The organism is Chryseobacterium sp. C2(2020) (genome assembly GCF_014218915.1).
In the GTDB taxonomy this organism is placed as follows: domain Bacteria; phylum Bacteroidota; class Bacteroidia; order Flavobacteriales; family Weeksellaceae; genus Chryseobacterium; species Chryseobacterium mucoviscidosis.
Genome location: NZ_JACLCT010000009.1, coordinates 16,269 through 33,835 on the forward strand (window position 1 = coordinate 16,269; position 17,567 = coordinate 33,835).

The window sequence follows — 17,567 nt, forward strand, 5'->3', positions numbered from 1 at the left end:
TTATGTTTGTTAGTTTATACTAAGTTATTTTCTACAAGGTATTCTGCAATCTGTACCGCGTTCGTTGCGGCTCCTTTTCGCAGATTGTCTGCCACGATCCAGAGATTCAGTGTTTTGGGCTGCGAAAGGTCTCTTCTTATCCTTCCTACGAAGACTTCGTCTTTCCCTTCCGAGTACAGCGGCATCGGATATTCGTTGTTTTTCACGTTATCTACCACCACAACTCCGGGAGTTTCAGATAAGATTTTTCTTACTTCGTCAAGATCAAATTCATTTTCAAATTCAATATTTACACTTTCAGAATGCCCTCCCTGAACCGGAACTCTTACTGCGGTTGCGGTTAAATTAAAGGTATCGTCCCCTAAAATTTTCTTAGGTTCTTTCATTAATTTAATCTCTTCTTTCGTGTAATCGTCGTCTGCAAAAACATCACAGTGCGGCAATGCATTTTTGAAGATCTGATAAGGATATACTTTTGCAATAGAATCGTCTCCGCTGATTTCTCCGTTTAACTGATCTACAGCAGCTTTACCGGTTCCTGTTACGGATTGGTAGGTGGAAACAATGACTCTTTTTAAATCGTATTTTTTGTTCAGAGGTCCTAAAACCATTACTAACTGAATAGTGGAACAGTTCGGATTTGCAATAATTTTGTCTTCTTTCGTCAATACATCTGCATTGATTTCCGGAACCACCAGTTTTTTATCAGGATCCATTCTCCATGCTGAAGAATTGTCGATTACTGTTGTCCCTGCTTCTGCAAAAATAGGAGCGAATTCAAGAGAAGTTCCGCCTCCGGCAGAAAAAATAGCAATATCCGGTTTGGCAGCTATAGCGTCTTTCATGCTTACAATCGTAAATTCTTCCTGTTTATACTTCACCTTATTACCAACAGATTTTTCGGATGCTACCGGAATTAGTTCGGTGATAGGGAAGTTTCTCTCTTCGAGAACTTTAAGCATAACTTGTCCAACCATTCCTGTTGAACCTACTACAGCTACTTTCATTGATTTAATTAAAAATTATTTTGTTAATATATTTATGCCCCGAAGACTCTCGCCCAAGGGAACGCGAATGCAAATAAACCTACGGCAATTAATCCCATAATTACGACTCCTAAAGAAATCGTAGGATTGGTTTTTACTTTTTTGTTAACGATCGTCATTAAAACAGCGGCGATCAGCATAGAAAACGGATGTTCTACGTATTGAAATCTTAATGCTGAGTTTTTCATCACTTCACCCATATTTAAACCATTAGAGAAATTAATAATCAGCATTACCAACCCCAATAAGAACTGAACATGGAAAAAGATCATTGTGAAAAGAGTAGTCTTCTTAAGGAAATTATTTACTTTTCCACTGAATCCGAACATGGTTGCTAAAAGTGCAATAACAAACAGCGTCACCAAAAGAATTTCCAGATATCCGAATCCTTTGTGAGCATTAAGTAAAATGTTGTAAAAGTCCATATTTATTTTTTTCTGTTTTTCAGACACAAATATAGCAAAAATCCCGGCGAAAAGCCGGGATTGATATTGAGGAAAAATTTATTATATCAATAAAGAAGATATTGTAATGTATCTTTAATGCAATCTTCCTGTTCAGTTATTAATTTTAATCCTACTTTACTGTAGCCCGAGTTCCAAATTCCAATTTCTTTACTGTTACAAAGAGATATATTTTCAGTTGATTTTTTATTAAGAAAAATATTTACTTTCTTAATGAATTTTTCATCTTTTATATAAGTTAAAGATATGTTAACATGTCTGTAAATTGAAGAATTTGATTGTATAAGAGGATTTTTTATAATCCATTTTATACTTTCTGATAATAAAAAATCAATCAGTGGCGATGAGAACAGATTTTTAAGGAGATTTAAAATTTTTATAAATGATTCTAAAATTTTGACAGATATATTTTCGTAGTAATTATTTTCTTTAAGTTGATAAAAAGAATGAGTAAAAAATATTAAGCTTTGGTTAATGAAAATTTTATACTTTTCTTTAAATTTTTTTGATTTTGTCGAAGAAAATCTTTCAACAAAATAAAATAAAATGTCGCAATTAGTCTCAAAATGTTGATTCGACAATATTAAATCTTTTGAAAAGAAAATTTTTTTCAGAGATTTTTCAAATAGATTTGGAAGTATTTCATCATGTACAAAGTCTAATAAGTTTTCATCGCACAAATGATTAATAGACCAAGCTATACCTGAAATTCCATTAAATAAACTTACGCTTGAAATATTTTTTAAATTATTTAATTCATATTCAATTAATTCAATCCCTCTATTGTACGAATCAATTTTATTGGTTAGCTTATAATGATAAAAGAAGAATAGCGCAACAGCACTTCTCCCATTCAATCCTGAATCCCAATCTTCACAATTTTTTTGCTGTAATAGTATTGAGTGTAATTCGTCTAAATAGTTAGGCATTTAAGAAATTTTCGACATAAAATATAATTTTTTATAGTATCGCCACAAACAGTCATACATTGTTAATTCGTGCAAACGGTTGTTTGCTTTAAAAAGTCTATTAATAGACATATGTATGTAACTAGATATTAAATTATTTATATTAACATCTAATTCGTTTTTATTATCTAACTTTTTTATCATATTAATATTTAATTGCATTTCTTTCTTATATGAAAAAATATATTTTGTTAGAGGATTTCTTTTAGTTATTTTATTTAATAATAGGTTGGTTGTTAGTATATTATTATTACTAAAGACCTGATCTATTTGTTTTTTTATGTATTTTTCGTTACCAAATTCTTTATAAAATAAGTTTTTTAAAGATTCTGTAAAAGAAATTTTTCTTTCAAGTGATAAACCGAATGAATCAAGATAGAAGTTCATTAAGTTAAGACCAAATAAATTTTTATAATGCATTTTATCTGTATTTCCATCAAATTCTATAAAATCAGATATTATTTTACTATCATAAAAAAAAATATTTTCTGAAATTAGCATTGTTTTAGATCCATAGCGCTCGATTTCTCTTTTATAAGTGTCGATTTCCACATTCCAAATGAGTTCTTCTGAAACGAATGTTTTTAAATAAGCATTTAATCTTAAAATTACATGCCCTACATAATTTGGATTTGTTAATTTAATTCTGAATCTTACATGGTATGAAGGATCATTGTAGCGGATAAAAAACCATTGGCTAATTATTTTATCTGCTAAAAGTTCTTTAGTTATAGGTTGAAGTATTTCTGTTATGATTTTATTAGATGCATTGTGTCCACAAAAAAATTTATAATAAATCCATTCGTCACCTATTAGAAAATTACGCTGCATTTCTTTAGCCATTATTAATATTTGATAATTTTTGATTATTGTAAAAAGTTATTACAATTTGATTTGTATGATATTCATTTGCGTTTCGTAAAATTTGTTTATCATCAGTGAACAAAAATTCTTTAAAAATAAAATTTTCTTTTTCTCCTATTGCATCAACCATCATTTTTATACTGTCTCTATTTTCCAGATCTATTAATAGCTCATTATCGTTTTCGGTAAGAAGAATATACTTGGGCATTTTCCATTTATTTCTAGTAATTCTTGCTGCGTTTAATAAGTCAAAATCAATGTTTGAATTTTCAGTAAATATTTCCAGATCTTTTTTTCTTAAATTCCACACTGCTGGGTTAAGAATAACATTGTTAAGCTCTATTCTTGGAATAAATTTGTAGTTTTTTGCCATAGATCCTAAACTAAAACCCAGGCCAGAGCGTTTTCCTTGAAGTTGTAGGTCACACAAGAATTGATAAATAGGAAGTGAGTTTGCCGAGAAGTTATGGGCATTAGTTAATCTGGGCAAAATTATTTTATTTAATTTTTTTGATCTAAGTATAATTTTGTTATTAACTATAGAGATCATGATATCATCAATAGATATTTGATAATCCTGAGGTTTTACTGAATTTGCAAGATAAGGAATCTCATATTTGTTAAAGGCTGGTCTACAAATTACATTGCCAATTCTTGATTCAGGAAGATGTGAAATATCTGCTAAAATAACATTGCTATTTATCTTTTTTTCAATATCAATAATCGAATTAACATGAGCAGTAAGTTGACGATCGCATAAGCAAAATCGGCCAAATAGATTTGCAGCGCTAGATCCGCCTGTTCCTAAAATTTTTATTTTCTTTATTCCATCATTGCATACAATCTCGGTCATTAAAGATAGTGTATCAGGAAGATCATCCCATGTTTCATCGATCCATTCAGGAAGATCGTCTGGATATAATTTAATTATATAGTCATTATTTTTATAGGCTTGAGAAATTTTATAATGAAAAATTGCATTAACATTATTCCAAGGAATTTCATTCTTGTTATTTCCTGACTTCGGTATAATTAAGTGATCGATAAAGTTATTATCAGGAATAATTTCACTCATATCACTGTGTTTATAACCAATCCCTGATTCAGGATCTAGTGCTTTTGCAAGAGGTATTTCCTGATCTTCGTAACGCTTTTTGAAATTTGTTTTAAATAAGTCAAGGTATGATTCAGAAGTATTTTTAGAAATGATTGATAGTTTATTTAAAAAAATGATACCTTCTTTTAAATCCTTCAATATTTTTCTTTCTAGAAAATTGCTCTTTAAATTAACTTTTAAGTCAGTCTGAAAAAAATATTTCAAATCTATTTCAGTTTTTAATTTTTCAGCAACAGTTTTGATATTGTAGTATTTTTGAACAGGATTTATAACTTCTTCATCAAGATTCTGTATTAATTTATTTAATAAATTTAAAGTCTTTAATTCGTTTTTTGATGAGATGGAGTCTCTTATGATTTCTAAATAGTCTTTACCAATGATAACTGGATCTATATTGCTAACAAGAATTTGGTTGTCAACAAGCAGATTTATATATAAATATGCTTCCTTTATTGTTATTTCAGGATCAAAATTGATTAATCCATTTGCAATAAAATCAATTGATTTGCTTTCTTTTTTTGTTACTTTAAAGATAAATTCAAGATATTTGTCTGATTCTACAGCTTCTATATGATGAACCCTCTTTAAGTTTTCTAAGTAAGAGATCTCAATGTATCTATACTGATTTCCAATTTTATATAAACTAGTATTTGGAGTAAATAATAAGGTTTTTCTTATCGATTTATCTTTTGTAAAGTTTTTAGACAAAGCTACAAGATATTGCATATCTAATCGCGTAAATCTCGAAAACATAGAGATGTCATTTAGCTCTAAATCTGTGTTATGATTAAAAGTTCCAATTGTATATCCAGAGAATAGTCCAAAAGGGGTACTTCTTGAAGACATTCTGGATATATATTTAAGTAAACTTAGCTTAAGTTTGTCTCTTTTTTTAGACGTTAGTTTTTCAGTTTTTAAATAATCTATCAAAACTTCATAAAGATTTGGAGATGCTAAAAATAATGCTTCTTGAAAATGGGGATCAGAGCAAAACTGTTTCAATTCATCATTTAAGACATCTTCTTTTCGTAATAAATTTTTTAAAGAACTTAATGATTTTGATGGTGTTCTTAAAACAAAATTATCTAAGGCTCTATATGGAAATTGGCTCATTTAAATTATTAAGATATTAACATGCATTCTCCCCATTTATGATCTGTTTCAGTGTAAGCATCAATCAATGCAAGACCAATTCCGGCTTGGCCATTAAGAATGGAGAAATCATTAGGCATTTCATTTTCATTAAGGTACTCCCAACCTTTTCTAAACCAAAACTCCTTTGCTGTAAAAAAGTCTTTTATACCAGTAAGATTATAAGCTCTTGTGAAAATTTTAAAGGCTCCAAAGTAGCCGTGGCATATTCCTGGTTCTGTAAGTTGATAATTTTTATAGTCTTGTCTCATAGCGGAATGTTTTAAGATTTCAATTGCTTTTATCCTAATATTTTTATCTTTAGTTATTTCTGCATTATTTAGAAGAGAAATACCAATTCCTAAATCTCCGGTACACCAAGAAAGGGCAGATTCCGCAACATTTATATTGGTTTCTTGCGAAAGCCATGATGGAAAAAGTGAGATTTTATCTGAAGATTTTTTAATGGTTGAAAATAAAAATTTTATGTATAAGTCTAACAAGTATTTATGAGTATCAAAAGAAGGTGAGCATTCTATTAATTTACTTAGTGTGAAGATAATACTGGCAATGCCATGAGCCAATCCTAAATATGTTCTATTTTTAATCTCTTGTATAGTTTCAAAATTATTAAATGATATAATTTCATAATATCTTTTTTGTAAACCTTTAATGAAATTTTCTAATAATGGTTTAAATTTTTTTAAATTCTCTGGTGAATTTTCTATTCTTTTAATTACATAAATAATACTTCCCGTAGATCCATGAAGAAAATCAAAATTACTATGATTAATACAAAACATACTCCATTCAATAATATAGTCATCCAGTGAATCAAATATTTCATCATTTGTACTGTCAATAAAATTATTTTTTTGAAGAAAGATTAATGTCCATAAAAACCCACTGATTCCATCACAAAATGTTGCAGTTCTATAGCTATTGTTTATTTTTTCTATACAAACATTGAAAATTTCTTCTAATTTATATAAAGAACAATTTTTTAGTATATATTTATTATAGAATGTTAAGAATAGAGATGAACCATTTAGACCGTTTAGAAGGCCTATGTTATTCTGTTTAGAATGGCTTTCTAGTATATTCTTATTTATTAAATCTAATTGATGTCTAATTTCATTTTTATCCATATAAAAATAAAAATGCTTCTTTAAGAAGCATTTTTTTAAGATTGTCTTGTATTACAAGTTTCTTCATTTGCGCTTCCTCCTGTAACACAGCAGCTTGTAATGCTTGGAGCCATGGTTGTAGGGGTAGGAGTGATAGTATCAGTCTCCACTACTGAATAAAAACAATCACCACCTTTTACATTTTTAAGCGCTTCTGAAGTTAGTGAAGATGTTGATAACTTGGCAATCTTAACTTTTTTAAGATTTAATTTTTTCTTTTCCATATTATTTTATTTACACTAACAAATATAAATAAATAATTATTCAATCCACAACATTGTGAATTTTTTTTCATCAATATTTAGTATTTTTTTACTTAAATAAAGATAGATTAATATTATTGAATTGCGTTCATTTTTATTTAGATTATCTAACCATATTATTAAAAAATCCTGATCAGGAAATTTATCCCAAAAATATATTTTTTGATATGTTGTATCTGTGAGAATTTTTTCAATTTTTGAATCTATATAGTACTCATAGCCAAGATATGATCCATAAAATTTTAATGTTTGCTTGAAAAAATTATAATAATGATAAGAAAAAAAAGGTGAACTCTCTGGTAATGACTCTAAAAATATTTTGTTACAATAAATAGAATACATGTTTATTTCTATGGTTTCTTTATCCATTTTTCTTTTAACAAATGGTGTTTGTAAATAAACTTTTGCTGTTTCAATAAGTAAGTCAACGCTTTTTTGTTTATCGTAAAGAATTTTTCCAATGCTAAAAATTCTTATTTCAAATTTATTATTGGCAAGAAAGTCAGAAGAAAACTTTTTTAAAGTTGTGTGAAGAGGTCTTCCTAAATAAGAAAACTTATATCCATTTATAAGTTGAACTCCTTTTATACTTTTCTTATGCTTTTTTGTAAATACTAATCTTATGTCTACATCTGAATTTTCATTTTCTAGACCAACTGCATAGCTTCCGCTTAATAGAATGCCAGTAACATATTTTTTTGCTTTCCAATAATTTATAAATTCCTCTAATGCTTGTTCCATTTTTTTTATAAAAATAAAAAAATCCCGGCGAAAAGCCGGGATTGATATTTATAAAATCTAATTAATGTATTTATTAGAAATTGAAAGTTATATTAGCAGCCCATGTTCTTCCGAAACCGAAATAAACCTGATTAGACTGGTGGATTCCTTTCCAAGTACCTTGTGCATTGTAATTTGCTAGTGCAGTTGCTTGTTGTGCAGCTGTTCCTGTAAAGTTATTTGCATTAAGACCTGTGTGGTTGTTTGTTGTAGCCTCGGATATATACGTTGTGTCAAATAAATTATATACGTTAGCTCCTAAAGTTAAACTTTGTTTTGCTCCAATATCGAATTTATAAGAAGCACCAACATCGAATAAATTATAACTAGGTAAACGTAATGCACCTTTTTCCAAGGCAGGAGGTGTATAAGTTGCAGTTTGTTGTGAAGAATCAAAAGCATTTACATCAAAACGAGCATACAGTTGATCTACCCATCTCCAGTTTGCATTTATTCTCATTCCTTTCACGGGTTTGAATGTGGCACCTAGTGAAGCTGTCATTTGAGCAGCATCCCCAACTTTTACATTGTCTAATGCTAATGTAGTAACGTTTGATCCTGATTTTAAATTTACAGGATTGTTGTTATCATCAAATACTGTACCTTGGGCATTACCGTGATATCTGTAATCTCCCCAAGAGAACATTCCTTCTAAATCAACATATTGACCGATAGAGTATGTAGCGTCAAATTCTGCACCGTAGTGGATTTGCTCAATTCCAGAAACTTCTGCATATGCATTTTGAACTGTAACATTATTTGCATCAGTAACAGTAAGATTTGTTCTTCTTTGGAAACGGTCTTTCCAAGATGTTCTGAATAAGTTTACATTTGCTCTTAAATTTGATGATCTGTAACCATAGCCTAGTTCTGCTGAAAATATTTTTTCATTAGTAAGGTTAGGGTTTACAACTTGTCTGTTACTTGGATAAACCCCATTAAAGAATGGTTGTCTAGATATATAACCTACATTTCCAAATACATTATGATTTTGATTTAAATTATAATTTGCACCTGTCTTGAAATTATATCCTAAGATATTTTTGAAACCTGATTTTCTATTAACAGTTTGCCCACTTTGTACAGTTACACCATCAACAATCCAATTATCTATCCTCTGGAAACCTTGATTAGAGATTGCACCTTGTATAAAAGCTGAAAAATTATTTTTAGAATATTCTAATTGACCAAAACCTCCATACCAAAGAACTTCGCCGTCATAATTTCTATTCGCTATTTGCGATTTATCTTTTACCGCTTTTGCAAAAGGATTTGCAGAAGGTGTAGGAGAATAAGCTTGTGTAATGGAGAGTCCAACTAGTGAATTAGGATTTGTAGTAGTATTTAAATCTCTTCTTTCTAATAAAGAATTTGCTCCTAGGAAATTAGTAACAATTCCAGGATGATATCCGTAATAATATCTTGCATCAATTCCCACTGAGAAATTAAGCTCTTCACTTAATTTATGATTAAAGTTAGATAAAACTCCATACCAGTTATGGGAATTTACGTTTGCTCTCATAGTGATTCCGTTTCCATTTCTGAAGCTTGTTGCAGCAGAAGATGCAGAGGGAGAATCTGAGACGTTTACTCCTGGGCCAGCTGGGAAAGTATTTGCAGGAGCATTAGAGGTCGTTCCTACAGTAAAATCAGAAACTACAGCTCCTTGATTCCAACGTACAATGTCATCAAACCTAATTTGTCCGTCAGCAGTTTTTGCTAAATTGAAAATAGTTTTACCATTGATTGTACCAATAGCACCTGTACCTCCTCCTCTACCGAAAGAAGCGTACGCTACGGTTGCCAATTTAGATGTTTCAGATATTTTCCAATCCCAGTTGAAAGACATGATAGGCTTTGAATAGTAATTCCTATTTGTTGTATACTGCTCACCATTTAAAGTTCCCCAGTTTGAATTATATTTTCTATTAGGGTCTTCACTTTTTACTCCGTCTAATTTTCCATCACCCATATCTAGGTATGTTGCGATAGTATTTGTGAAGTTTTGGTTGTGCCATTGTGGTGCCCCTGTAAATGTAAATTGAAAATCATGTTTATCATTTGGTTTATAACCTACAGCAAGATAATAGTTGTATGCTTCAAAATCTGATCCATCCAAATACATTGCACCAGCTGTTCTACTCATTAAGAATGATGTAGACCATCCATTCGCAGATTTACCTGTGTTATAAGCAAATAAAGTTTTTAGATAACCATCATTACCTAAACCTAAAGAAACAGTTCCTTCTCTTTTTTTGTCAGCAGCTCTAGTTAAAATATTAATTGTTCCACCAACTGAAGCAATCGCTAATTTTGATGCTCCAAGACCTCTTTGTACCTGTATTGCAGAAGTTACATCAGACATACCTGCCCAGTTACTCCAATAAACCTGTCCGTTTTCCATATCGTTAACCGGCATACCATTTACCATAACAGCGATATTTTCGTTGGCAAAACCACGAATATTGATTCTTCCGTCTCCAAAACCACCACCACCTTTTGTTGTATAAACAGATGGCGTAGTGTTTAGGATTTCAGGGAACTCTTGATTACCTAGTTTTTCAACGATTTGTGCTGCTTTGATTGTTGAAACTGCTACAGGAGTTTTTCTGTCTTTAGCAATATCAGCAACTCCAGTTAGTACAACCTGTTCAATGTCTTTGGATCTTGTATTTGCAGTATCCTTAACCTGTTGAGCGTAATAAACACTAGCTGTGGATAATGTAATTATCGCAGTTAGCATTGATTTGTTGATTAATTTCATAATCGTTAGTAATAGTTAGATTTAATTTTCTGCAAAATTGAGGAAATTTATTTTAACTAATATTAACTGTATGTTAATTTTTAAAGGTTCTTAATAAGGTTTAAAATATTGATTTACAATGTATTGAATAATAATTGAGATTTCGCATGAAAAAAATCACATTATTGAATTTTTAACAAATCGGCATCATTTTTAATAAAAATTCAATGCTATTTCACGGCTTTGAGGCTTAAATCCATATTTTCTGCTGAGTGGGTAAGTGCCCCTGCAGAGATGTAGGTAACGCCTGTAGAAGCGATTTCTTTAAGCTGGTCACGGGTAATTCCGCCTGAAGCTTCGCTTTCACAGGAACCGTTAATTAGCTTTACTGCTTTCTTCATAGTTTTTACATCCATGTTGTCGAGCATGATTCTGTCTACCTTTGCATCAATTGCTTCCTGAACTTCTTCCAGATTTCTGGTTTCAACTTCTATTTTAAGTTTTTTCTTGTTCTTTTTGATGTAATCTTTTGCCATTTTTACGGCATTCGTAATGCTTCCGTTATAATCAATATGGTTGTCTTTCAGCATAATCATGTCATAAAGACCGTATCGGTGATTGGTTCCGCCGCCAATAGCAACTGCCCATTTTTCGCATACCCTGAAATTGGGAGTTGTTTTTCTTGTGTCCAGAAGTTTTGTTTTGGTGCCGATGAGTCTGGAATCCCAGTCGTGCGTTAACGTTGCAATTCCGCTCATTCGCTGCATACAGTTTAATACCAGTCTTTCTGTTGAAAGGATTGATCTTGCGCTTCCGGTTACGATAAAAGCAATATCTCCAAATTTTACTGCATCTCCATCCTTTACAAAAGTTTCAACTTTTAAGTTTTTATCAAAAGTTTTAAAAATAATTTCAGCGAGTTCTACTCCTGCAAGAATGCAATCCTGTTTTACCAGTAGTTTTGCACTTTGTTCCAAATCTTTCGGAATCGTGGAAAGCGTAGAATGATCACCATCCTGAATATCTTCTTCAAGAGCGTTTTTAATAAACTGTTTTAAAACTTTATCGGTTACGTATGCCGGTCTTTTCATATTTTTAATTTTAGTAATAATAAGATGCTTTTGTTCCGAATAACAAATCGTGAATAACAAAAAGCAAAATTACTTCATTTTCATCAGCTTTTATTTTTTCGAATTCAATTTTATTTTTTATTCGGATATTGTCTTGATTGGTTGCTGTAAATTCTATTAAATATTTTCCTTGCGGTTTGTAAGCATCAGGATTTTCTATGTACAGAAAATATTTCCAGTTCAAATTTTTCCACTGATATTCTGTCCCATGAAAAAGAAGTTTATCTCTTTTAAATTCTAAAATCGGATGTTGATGATTGTTGATATAATAAAATGTCTGAGGAAGTTTGTTATCATTTATAATTTCATCCAGATCGAATTGATCTTTTCCAAAATAATAAGGTTTTCCCATTGTAAGTATATTGCACAATAGATTTAATGGAAGAGGATATTTTGCTCTTGAAATGATATTTTTCTTTATATAATTAAAGAATCGAACCCCAATAGATACAGCCGCTAAAATGAACATCCAGCCTAGAAAATAGATTTCATCATGATGCTTGCTTCCAAAAATAAGAAAACCAAGTACGATGAGAACGATAAGAATCAACATGACTCTTAAAAAGTTTAAAAGATTCATGATGGTTAAAATTCTCAGACTGAAGATTTCCATACTGCTTGTCCACTCCTTAAACCAGATCTTTATTATAAAACGCACCCTTATTCTCCGTCATTTCCATAGACTGCGTAATGATGAGGTGGGCAACGGTTGTTAAGTTTCTGAGCTCCGATAACTGTGGTGAAAGGATAGAGTAGTGGTAAATTTCGTTTACTGCGGCAGCGATTTCCTGATGTTTTTGCAAAGCCATATTCAGACGGCGGTTGCTGCGTACAATCCCTACAAGATCGCTCATCATTTCCTGAAGCTGTTTTCTCAGGTAAGAAACGATCACCATTTCGTCCATTATTTTCATGCCTTCTTCATTCCACTCCGGAACAGCTTTCAGATCATCGAAGTTGAAATTATTTTCATTTAAAAGTTCAACAGTTTTCATTGCGGCATTATGTCCGAAAACCAGTCCTTCTAATAATGAGTTGGAAGCCAGTCTGTTCGCTCCGTGAAGACCGGAATTGGTACATTCTCCTACCGCAAAAAGATTTCGGATAGAAGACTGTCCGTCGCGGTCAACTTCAATTCCTCCCATCAGATAATGACAGGCGGGAACGACGGGAATAAGCTGGCTGAAAGGATCAATTCCTTCGTCTTTGCATTTTTTATAAATATTCGGGAAATGTTCAAGAAATTTTTCATGATCCATTTCACGGCAATCCAGACCTACAAATTCGTCACCGGTAATTTTCATTTCCGCATCGATGGCTCTGGCAACGATATCCCGGGAAGCGAGTTCTTCACGTTCATCATATTTATGCATGAATTTCTCGCCTCTTTTGGTTCTTAATTTGGCTCCGTCACCACGAACGGCTTCTGAAATTAAAAACAGCATTCCGTCGAGCTTGCTGTACAGAGCAGTCGGATGAAACTGATAATACTGCATATTGGAAACCTTTCCTTTTGCTCTTGCCACAAAAGCAATTCCGTCTCCGGTTGCGATCGTCGGATTAGTAGTGTTTTTGTAAACGTGTCCAGCTCCTCCGGTTGCAACAAGTGTTATTTTTGAGGTGATTTTTTTAATGGTTTTGGATTTTTCATCCAGAATATAGGCTCCGTAGCAATGGATATCTCCTTCATTCAGTTCTTTTCCCGGAACGTGATGCTGCGTAATGATATCAATTACATAATGATGATCGAGAATCTCAATATTCGGACTGCTTTTTGCGGTTTGCAAAAGTGCCCTTTCGATTTCAAAACCTGTAATATCTTTATGATGTACTATTCGGTTTTCCGTATGTCCTCCTTCTCTTCCTAAGGCAAATTCGCCGTTTTTCTTGTCAAAATTAGCCCCCCATTCTACAATTTCATTAAATCTTGCAGGTGCTTCGGTAACCACCATTTCAACGACGTCGCGTTTGTTTTCGCCGTCTCCGGCACGCATCGTATCGGCAATATGTTTTTCGAAGTTATCATTTTTAGAATCTGTAACCACCGCAAGACCGCCTTGTGCATATTTGGTATTGCTTTCATCTTCGTCCGATTTTGTTACGATGATTATTTTGGCATCAGGAAGCTGCTCAGAAATTTTTATGGCATAGGAGAGTCCCGAAATTCCGGAACCGATTACCAGTACATCCGCTTTTATCATATCCTTAGTTTAAGACAATTGTCTAAATGGTTAAATAAATTTAAACAATTTTTCGTTTGGTTTTCTTACTTTTTTCATGTGCTGGAAATGATCTTCCTCCGAACGGTATCCCAAAGCGAGGGTTACACTTACTTTTTCGGTATCAGGATTTATCTCCAGAATTTCTTCTATAAGTTCCTGTCGGAAGCCTTCCATGGGGCAGGTGTCTATATTTTCTATCGCTGCTGCATACATGAGATTTGCCAGAACGATGTAAGACTGCTTTTCTGCCCAGTTGAAAATTTCATCCTGTGTTTTTTGATTAATATGCTGATTGATGCTGTTTTTAAAAAGATCCAGTGTTTCCAACGGTGTTTCCCGTACTTTTGAAATGTGTCGGAAATAACCGTTAATGTAATTGTCGTCCACGATTTTTTTGGAAACAATAACAATGAGATGGGAACAGGTGGAAATCTGTGACGGATTGTAGAACGCCGGAATTAATTTCTGCTTCATTTCCTCACTTTCCACAATAAGGATTTCGTAAGGCTGAAGACCGAGAGAGCTTGCCGATAATTTTCCTGATTCAAGAATATTATGCAAAATTTCCTGAGGAATAATTTCTTGATTAAATTTTTTTACAGAGTATCTTCTGCTTAAAGCCTCTAAATAATTCATAATTCAAATTTAAGAATTGAATGTGAATTAAATTAGTTTAAAATAAAATATTTCTTCTAAATAAGGCATAAAAAAAGATCATCCGTTTTTCGAATGATCTTTAAAAGTGTTATTCTATATTTTTTACCAGAACCCAGCCATTGTAAGAGGTCTGAGTGCTGTTTTTGTCATTTTCATTCCAGATAATCGTGTACCAGTAAGTTCCTGTCATTACTTTTTTGCCACCTGTAGTTCCGTCCCATTTGTAGTTTCGGATCTTGTCGGCTTCGTACATTTTATTTCCGTATCTGTCATATACCGTGAATACCAAATTCTTTTTATACGCCAATGCAGAATAATCAATGTAATCATTTTTATTATCTCCATTCGGAGTAATGGCATTCAGAAGATTCGGAACTGTAATCTGAACTTGAATTGGAGTACAATTGTATGCATCTTTTACATATACGACCACTTCACCTCTTGCAAGACCTGTGAAGACATTAGAATCTTGCCAGTTTATCCCGTCTAAAGAGTATTGATATGGTGTTTTTCCTCCTTTCACATTCACGGTAATCGTGTTGTTTTTTATATCAATTGTAGCAATTACGGGTTGTTGCGAAGGATTTACCCTTACAGTCTGCTGTGTTGTACATCTTCCTGATTTAAGCTGTACCCAGTAGATTCCCGGCGTTACATTCGCAATAGACTGAGTTGTTGCTCCTGTGCTCCATAAGTAACTGTCAAAGCCCGAACCGGCATCCAAAGTGGTTTTCGCATCGATACAGATGATTTTATCTTTTAATACGGAAGAATAGATCGGTGCTAAAACTTTTAATGTAATTTTTGCAAGCGTCCAGCAATTCGTTACATTAGTAATTCTTACATACACTACGGATGATGTGCTTACGTAAGCTGCAGGATTCAGAATTTCATTGGTTCCCGCTAATGCATCTGCCTGTGTTTTAAAATATCTTTTGGTAACGCCTGTTGCAGAAGTTACGTTTGCCTGTGTAAGATTAAATAAACCTGTTGTCGGTGCATTATCAATAAAACAAGATTCTAAAGTGACATCTGTAGTGGCGATCTGTGGATAAAACGCCAAAGTGATTGCAGCGGAACCCTGACAGCCAAGCGGAGTTGTTACTTTTACATATACGGTTCCTGCTGCAGAAGTATAAGCGGTAGGATTCGTAATTTCATTGGTTCCGGCGTTCAGATCTGCCATATTTTTATAATACTTCTTGGTAGAACCCGTCGGTTCATTTACATTGGCAAGCGTAAGATTGTAGGTTGCCGTTCCTGTATTGTTGTTATTGCATTCCGTAAGCGTTGCTGGGGTCGCTGTGAATGGAGAAAGATTTAACTGAATTTTTCCGTCCGGATTATCACAAAGCAATCCTGTATTGTCTTTAATTAAAACAGAAACTGAAGTATTTGCACTGAACTGATAGTTGGTAGGATTTGTAATCGGAGTTCCGCCTACACTGTATGAGAACGTATAATTGGCAGGATTGGTTACAAACTGTCCCTGATAAGACGTTAAATTCACTGTTCCTTGTCCTGTTGCAGGATTCGGACAAAACGTATCCGTAACCAAAGTTTGGTTAAGGGCTACTTTATCAATATAAACTTTTACGTTTTTAATAGATTGTCTTGCGCTTGCTCCTCCTGTAGAAGCAGAAAATCCGAAATAACCGGTCGTCATGGTAGCAGCTGCTCCGGAAGGAGCAAAAGACTGGCTTACAATCGTAGTTCCGTCGATTTTCAGGGTGATGATCCAGCTTGCAGGAGCCGCAGGATTTACCTGTCCGTTTACTTCAACGTGTCTGAAAGTAGTTCCTACAAAAGGCTGGGTAGGATTAAGATCCGGAGAGTGAAATGTACTTCCGGCAGTGTTGTTGTATTCGATGTTTGATCCTGTTGTATTATTGGTTCCATATAAAATATGAACCTTGCTCATCTGTGCTTCTGTGGTATTATTAAAGATGTCAAAACCTACCATTAATCCGGTAGAGTTTGCAGGAATTCCCAATCCTCCGCCAGAGGTGTAAGAAGCGGGTGGATTTGCCAGATACCAAAAAGCAATACCGTCTCCTCTTCCGTAAGCCGTTGTTCCGTTTCCGTCGATTCTGAAATCAAATTCCACTCTCCATTTATCGCAGTATTTTAGATTGATGGGAGAGTCTAATTTGATGCCTCCTACCTGACTGATCTGGTCTGCGGTAAGCTGGATGAAGTCTGTATTTACAACAGCGGCAGGAACGATATTCCAGCCTGTTGTGTTTACGGGATTTCCGGTAAGCTGATAGGTTTGCGACGAAATTTTTCCGAAGCAGCAAAATAAGAAGAGGGATAAATACAGGAGTAAATTTTTATTCATTTATTAGTATACTTAAAATTAGACGTGTAAATATATTAAATCCTGATTAAATAATATGTATTTAATATTAAATTTACCTTATTTAGTATTTATTTTGTAATAAATGATAATAAAAATGAAAGAATACTGAAAAGTGTTTTTCCGAATCTTGTAATTTTAGATTAAAACAAAGTGTTATTTTCGAGATTTTCGAAGAAGGAATCGACCTCTAAATTTTCAGAGGCAGCAGCGGTTACGGCAAGTTTGTCGCATAATTCGTTTTCAAAGTGTCCTGCATGGCCTTTTATCCAGTGCATTTTAGGCTTGTGTATATTATAAAGTGCCACAAATTTTTGCCACAGATCGGGATTTTTTACATTTTTCCACCCTCTTTTGATCCATCCGGATAACCAGTTCTGGTTTATGGCATCCGAAACATATTTACTGTCTGTGTAAATATGAATTTCGTTGTCAGGAGATTTCAGTTTTTCCAAAGCCGTAATTACAGCTAAAAGTTCCATTCTGTTGTTGGTGGTTTTCCGGAAGCCTTTTGAAAATATTTTCTGATAATTTTTTTCAGGGACACGCATGAGAATTCCATATCCGCCTTTTCCGGGATTTCCGCTGCACGCTCCGTCGGTATATATTTCAATTTTCATTTTTAATTCTTAACCT

15 protein-coding genes are annotated in these 17,567 nt (G+C 33.0%); all 15 read right to left on the bottom strand.

Going from position 1 to position 17,567, the window contains the following annotated elements:
- Positions 1–14 precede the first annotated feature (14 nt).
- The gene (locus H6W52_RS07170) at positions 15–1,007 is read right to left on the bottom strand and encodes an aspartate-semialdehyde dehydrogenase (protein WP_087708675.1); all 993 of its coding nucleotides are present in this window, start codon (positions 1,005–1,007) and stop codon (positions 15–17) included.
- 32 nt (positions 1,008–1,039) lie between these two features.
- Positions 1,040–1,471: a hypothetical protein gene (locus H6W52_RS07175; protein WP_087708792.1), complete on the bottom strand. Its 432-nt coding sequence runs from the start codon at positions 1,469–1,471 to the stop codon at positions 1,040–1,042.
- Positions 1,472–1,557: 86 nt separating this feature from the next.
- Positions 1,558–2,439, bottom strand: a complete 882-nt coding sequence (locus tag H6W52_RS07180; RefSeq protein ID WP_116097262.1) for a lanthionine synthetase LanC family protein — start codon at positions 2,437–2,439, stop codon at positions 1,558–1,560.
- On the bottom strand, positions 2,440–3,321 hold the full coding sequence (locus H6W52_RS07185; RefSeq protein WP_116097264.1) for a thiopeptide-type bacteriocin biosynthesis protein: 882 nt from the start codon (positions 3,319–3,321) through the stop codon (positions 2,440–2,442).
- A complete protein-coding gene (locus H6W52_RS07190) occupies positions 3,314–5,572 on the bottom strand; it encodes a lantibiotic dehydratase family protein (RefSeq protein ID WP_116097266.1) in 2,259 nt (752 codons plus the stop codon). Before H6W52_RS07190 ends, H6W52_RS07185 begins: the two co-directional genes overlap by 8 nt.
- A gap of 8 nt (positions 5,573–5,580) precedes the next feature.
- Positions 5,581–6,738, bottom strand: coding sequence for a lanthionine synthetase LanC family protein (locus tag H6W52_RS07195; RefSeq protein ID WP_116097268.1), 1,158 nt, complete (start codon positions 6,736–6,738; stop codon positions 5,581–5,583).
- Between the two features lie 35 nt (positions 6,739–6,773).
- Complete coding sequence (locus H6W52_RS07200) at positions 6,774–7,001, bottom strand: hypothetical protein (protein WP_116097270.1); 228 nt, start codon at positions 6,999–7,001, stop codon at positions 6,774–6,776.
- Between the two features lie 36 nt (positions 7,002–7,037).
- Positions 7,038–7,781: a nucleotidyltransferase domain-containing protein gene (locus tag H6W52_RS07205; protein ID WP_116097272.1), complete on the bottom strand. Its 744-nt coding sequence runs from the start codon at positions 7,779–7,781 to the stop codon at positions 7,038–7,040.
- Positions 7,782–7,854: 73 nt separating this feature from the next.
- Positions 7,855–10,584: a TonB-dependent receptor gene (locus H6W52_RS07210; RefSeq protein WP_116097274.1), complete on the bottom strand. Its 2,730-nt coding sequence runs from the start codon at positions 10,582–10,584 to the stop codon at positions 7,855–7,857.
- Between the two features lie 209 nt (positions 10,585–10,793).
- The gene (gene nadC / locus H6W52_RS07215; RefSeq protein ID WP_076391631.1) at positions 10,794–11,654 is read right to left on the bottom strand and encodes a carboxylating nicotinate-nucleotide diphosphorylase; all 861 of its coding nucleotides are present in this window, start codon (positions 11,652–11,654) and stop codon (positions 10,794–10,796) included.
- Positions 11,655–11,664: 10 nt separating this feature from the next.
- Positions 11,665–12,306, bottom strand: a complete 642-nt coding sequence (locus tag H6W52_RS07220; protein WP_116097276.1) for a hypothetical protein — start codon at positions 12,304–12,306, stop codon at positions 11,665–11,667.
- Between the two features lie 16 nt (positions 12,307–12,322).
- A complete protein-coding gene (nadB, locus tag H6W52_RS07225; RefSeq protein WP_116097278.1) occupies positions 12,323–13,894 on the bottom strand; it encodes an L-aspartate oxidase in 1,572 nt (523 codons plus the stop codon).
- Positions 13,895–13,924: 30 nt separating this feature from the next.
- Positions 13,925–14,551 (bottom strand): NAD(P)H-dependent oxidoreductase, encoded by a 627-nt coding sequence (locus tag H6W52_RS07230; RefSeq protein WP_116097280.1) that lies wholly within the window; start codon positions 14,549–14,551, stop codon positions 13,925–13,927.
- Between the two features lie 109 nt (positions 14,552–14,660).
- Positions 14,661–16,913, bottom strand: a complete 2,253-nt coding sequence (locus tag H6W52_RS07235) for a T9SS type B sorting domain-containing protein (protein WP_116097282.1) — start codon at positions 16,911–16,913, stop codon at positions 14,661–14,663.
- Positions 16,914–17,074: 161 nt separating this feature from the next.
- A complete protein-coding gene (gene rnhA / locus H6W52_RS07240) occupies positions 17,075–17,551 on the bottom strand; it encodes a ribonuclease HI (RefSeq protein ID WP_116097284.1) in 477 nt (158 codons plus the stop codon).
- Positions 17,552–17,567: the final 16 nt, after the last annotated feature.

Bases quoted from the DNA above. Each gene is read 5' to 3' on its own strand.
- H6W52_RS07200 (WP_116097270.1), bottom strand. From the start codon at position 7,001: ATGGAAAAGAAAAAATTAAATCTTAAAAAAGTTAAGATTGCCAAGTTA.
- H6W52_RS07185 (WP_116097264.1), bottom strand. From the start codon at position 3,321: ATGGCTAAAGAAATGCAGCGTAATTTTCTAATAGGTGACGAATGGATT.
- H6W52_RS07235 (WP_116097282.1), bottom strand. From the start codon at position 16,913: ATGAATAAAAATTTACTCCTGTATTTATCCCTCTTCTTATTTTGCTGC.
- H6W52_RS07180 (WP_116097262.1), bottom strand. From the start codon at position 2,439: ATGCCTAACTATTTAGACGAATTACACTCAATACTATTACAGCAAAAA.
- nadC (WP_076391631.1), bottom strand. From the start codon at position 11,654: ATGAAAAGACCGGCATACGTAACCGATAAAGTTTTAAAACAGTTTATT.
- rnhA (WP_116097284.1), bottom strand. From the start codon at position 17,551: ATGAAAATTGAAATATATACCGACGGAGCGTGCAGCGGAAATCCCGGA.
- H6W52_RS07195 (WP_116097268.1), bottom strand. From the start codon at position 6,738: ATGGATAAAAATGAAATTAGACATCAATTAGATTTAATAAATAAGAAT.
- nadB (WP_116097278.1), bottom strand. From the start codon at position 13,894: ATGATAAAAGCGGATGTACTGGTAATCGGTTCCGGAATTTCGGGACTC.
- H6W52_RS07175 (WP_087708792.1), bottom strand. From the start codon at position 1,471: ATGGACTTTTACAACATTTTACTTAATGCTCACAAAGGATTCGGATAT.
- H6W52_RS07170 (WP_087708675.1), bottom strand. From the start codon at position 1,007: ATGAAAGTAGCTGTAGTAGGTTCAACAGGAATGGTTGGACAAGTTATG.
- H6W52_RS07210 (WP_116097274.1), bottom strand. From the start codon at position 10,584: ATGAAATTAATCAACAAATCAATGCTAACTGCGATAATTACATTATCC.
- H6W52_RS07205 (WP_116097272.1), bottom strand. From the start codon at position 7,781: ATGGAACAAGCATTAGAGGAATTTATAAATTATTGGAAAGCAAAAAAA.
- H6W52_RS07190 (WP_116097266.1), bottom strand. From the start codon at position 5,572: ATGAGCCAATTTCCATATAGAGCCTTAGATAATTTTGTTTTAAGAACA.
- H6W52_RS07230 (WP_116097280.1), bottom strand. From the start codon at position 14,551: ATGAATTATTTAGAGGCTTTAAGCAGAAGATACTCTGTAAAAAAATTT.
- H6W52_RS07220 (WP_116097276.1), bottom strand. From the start codon at position 12,306: ATGGAAATCTTCAGTCTGAGAATTTTAACCATCATGAATCTTTTAAAC.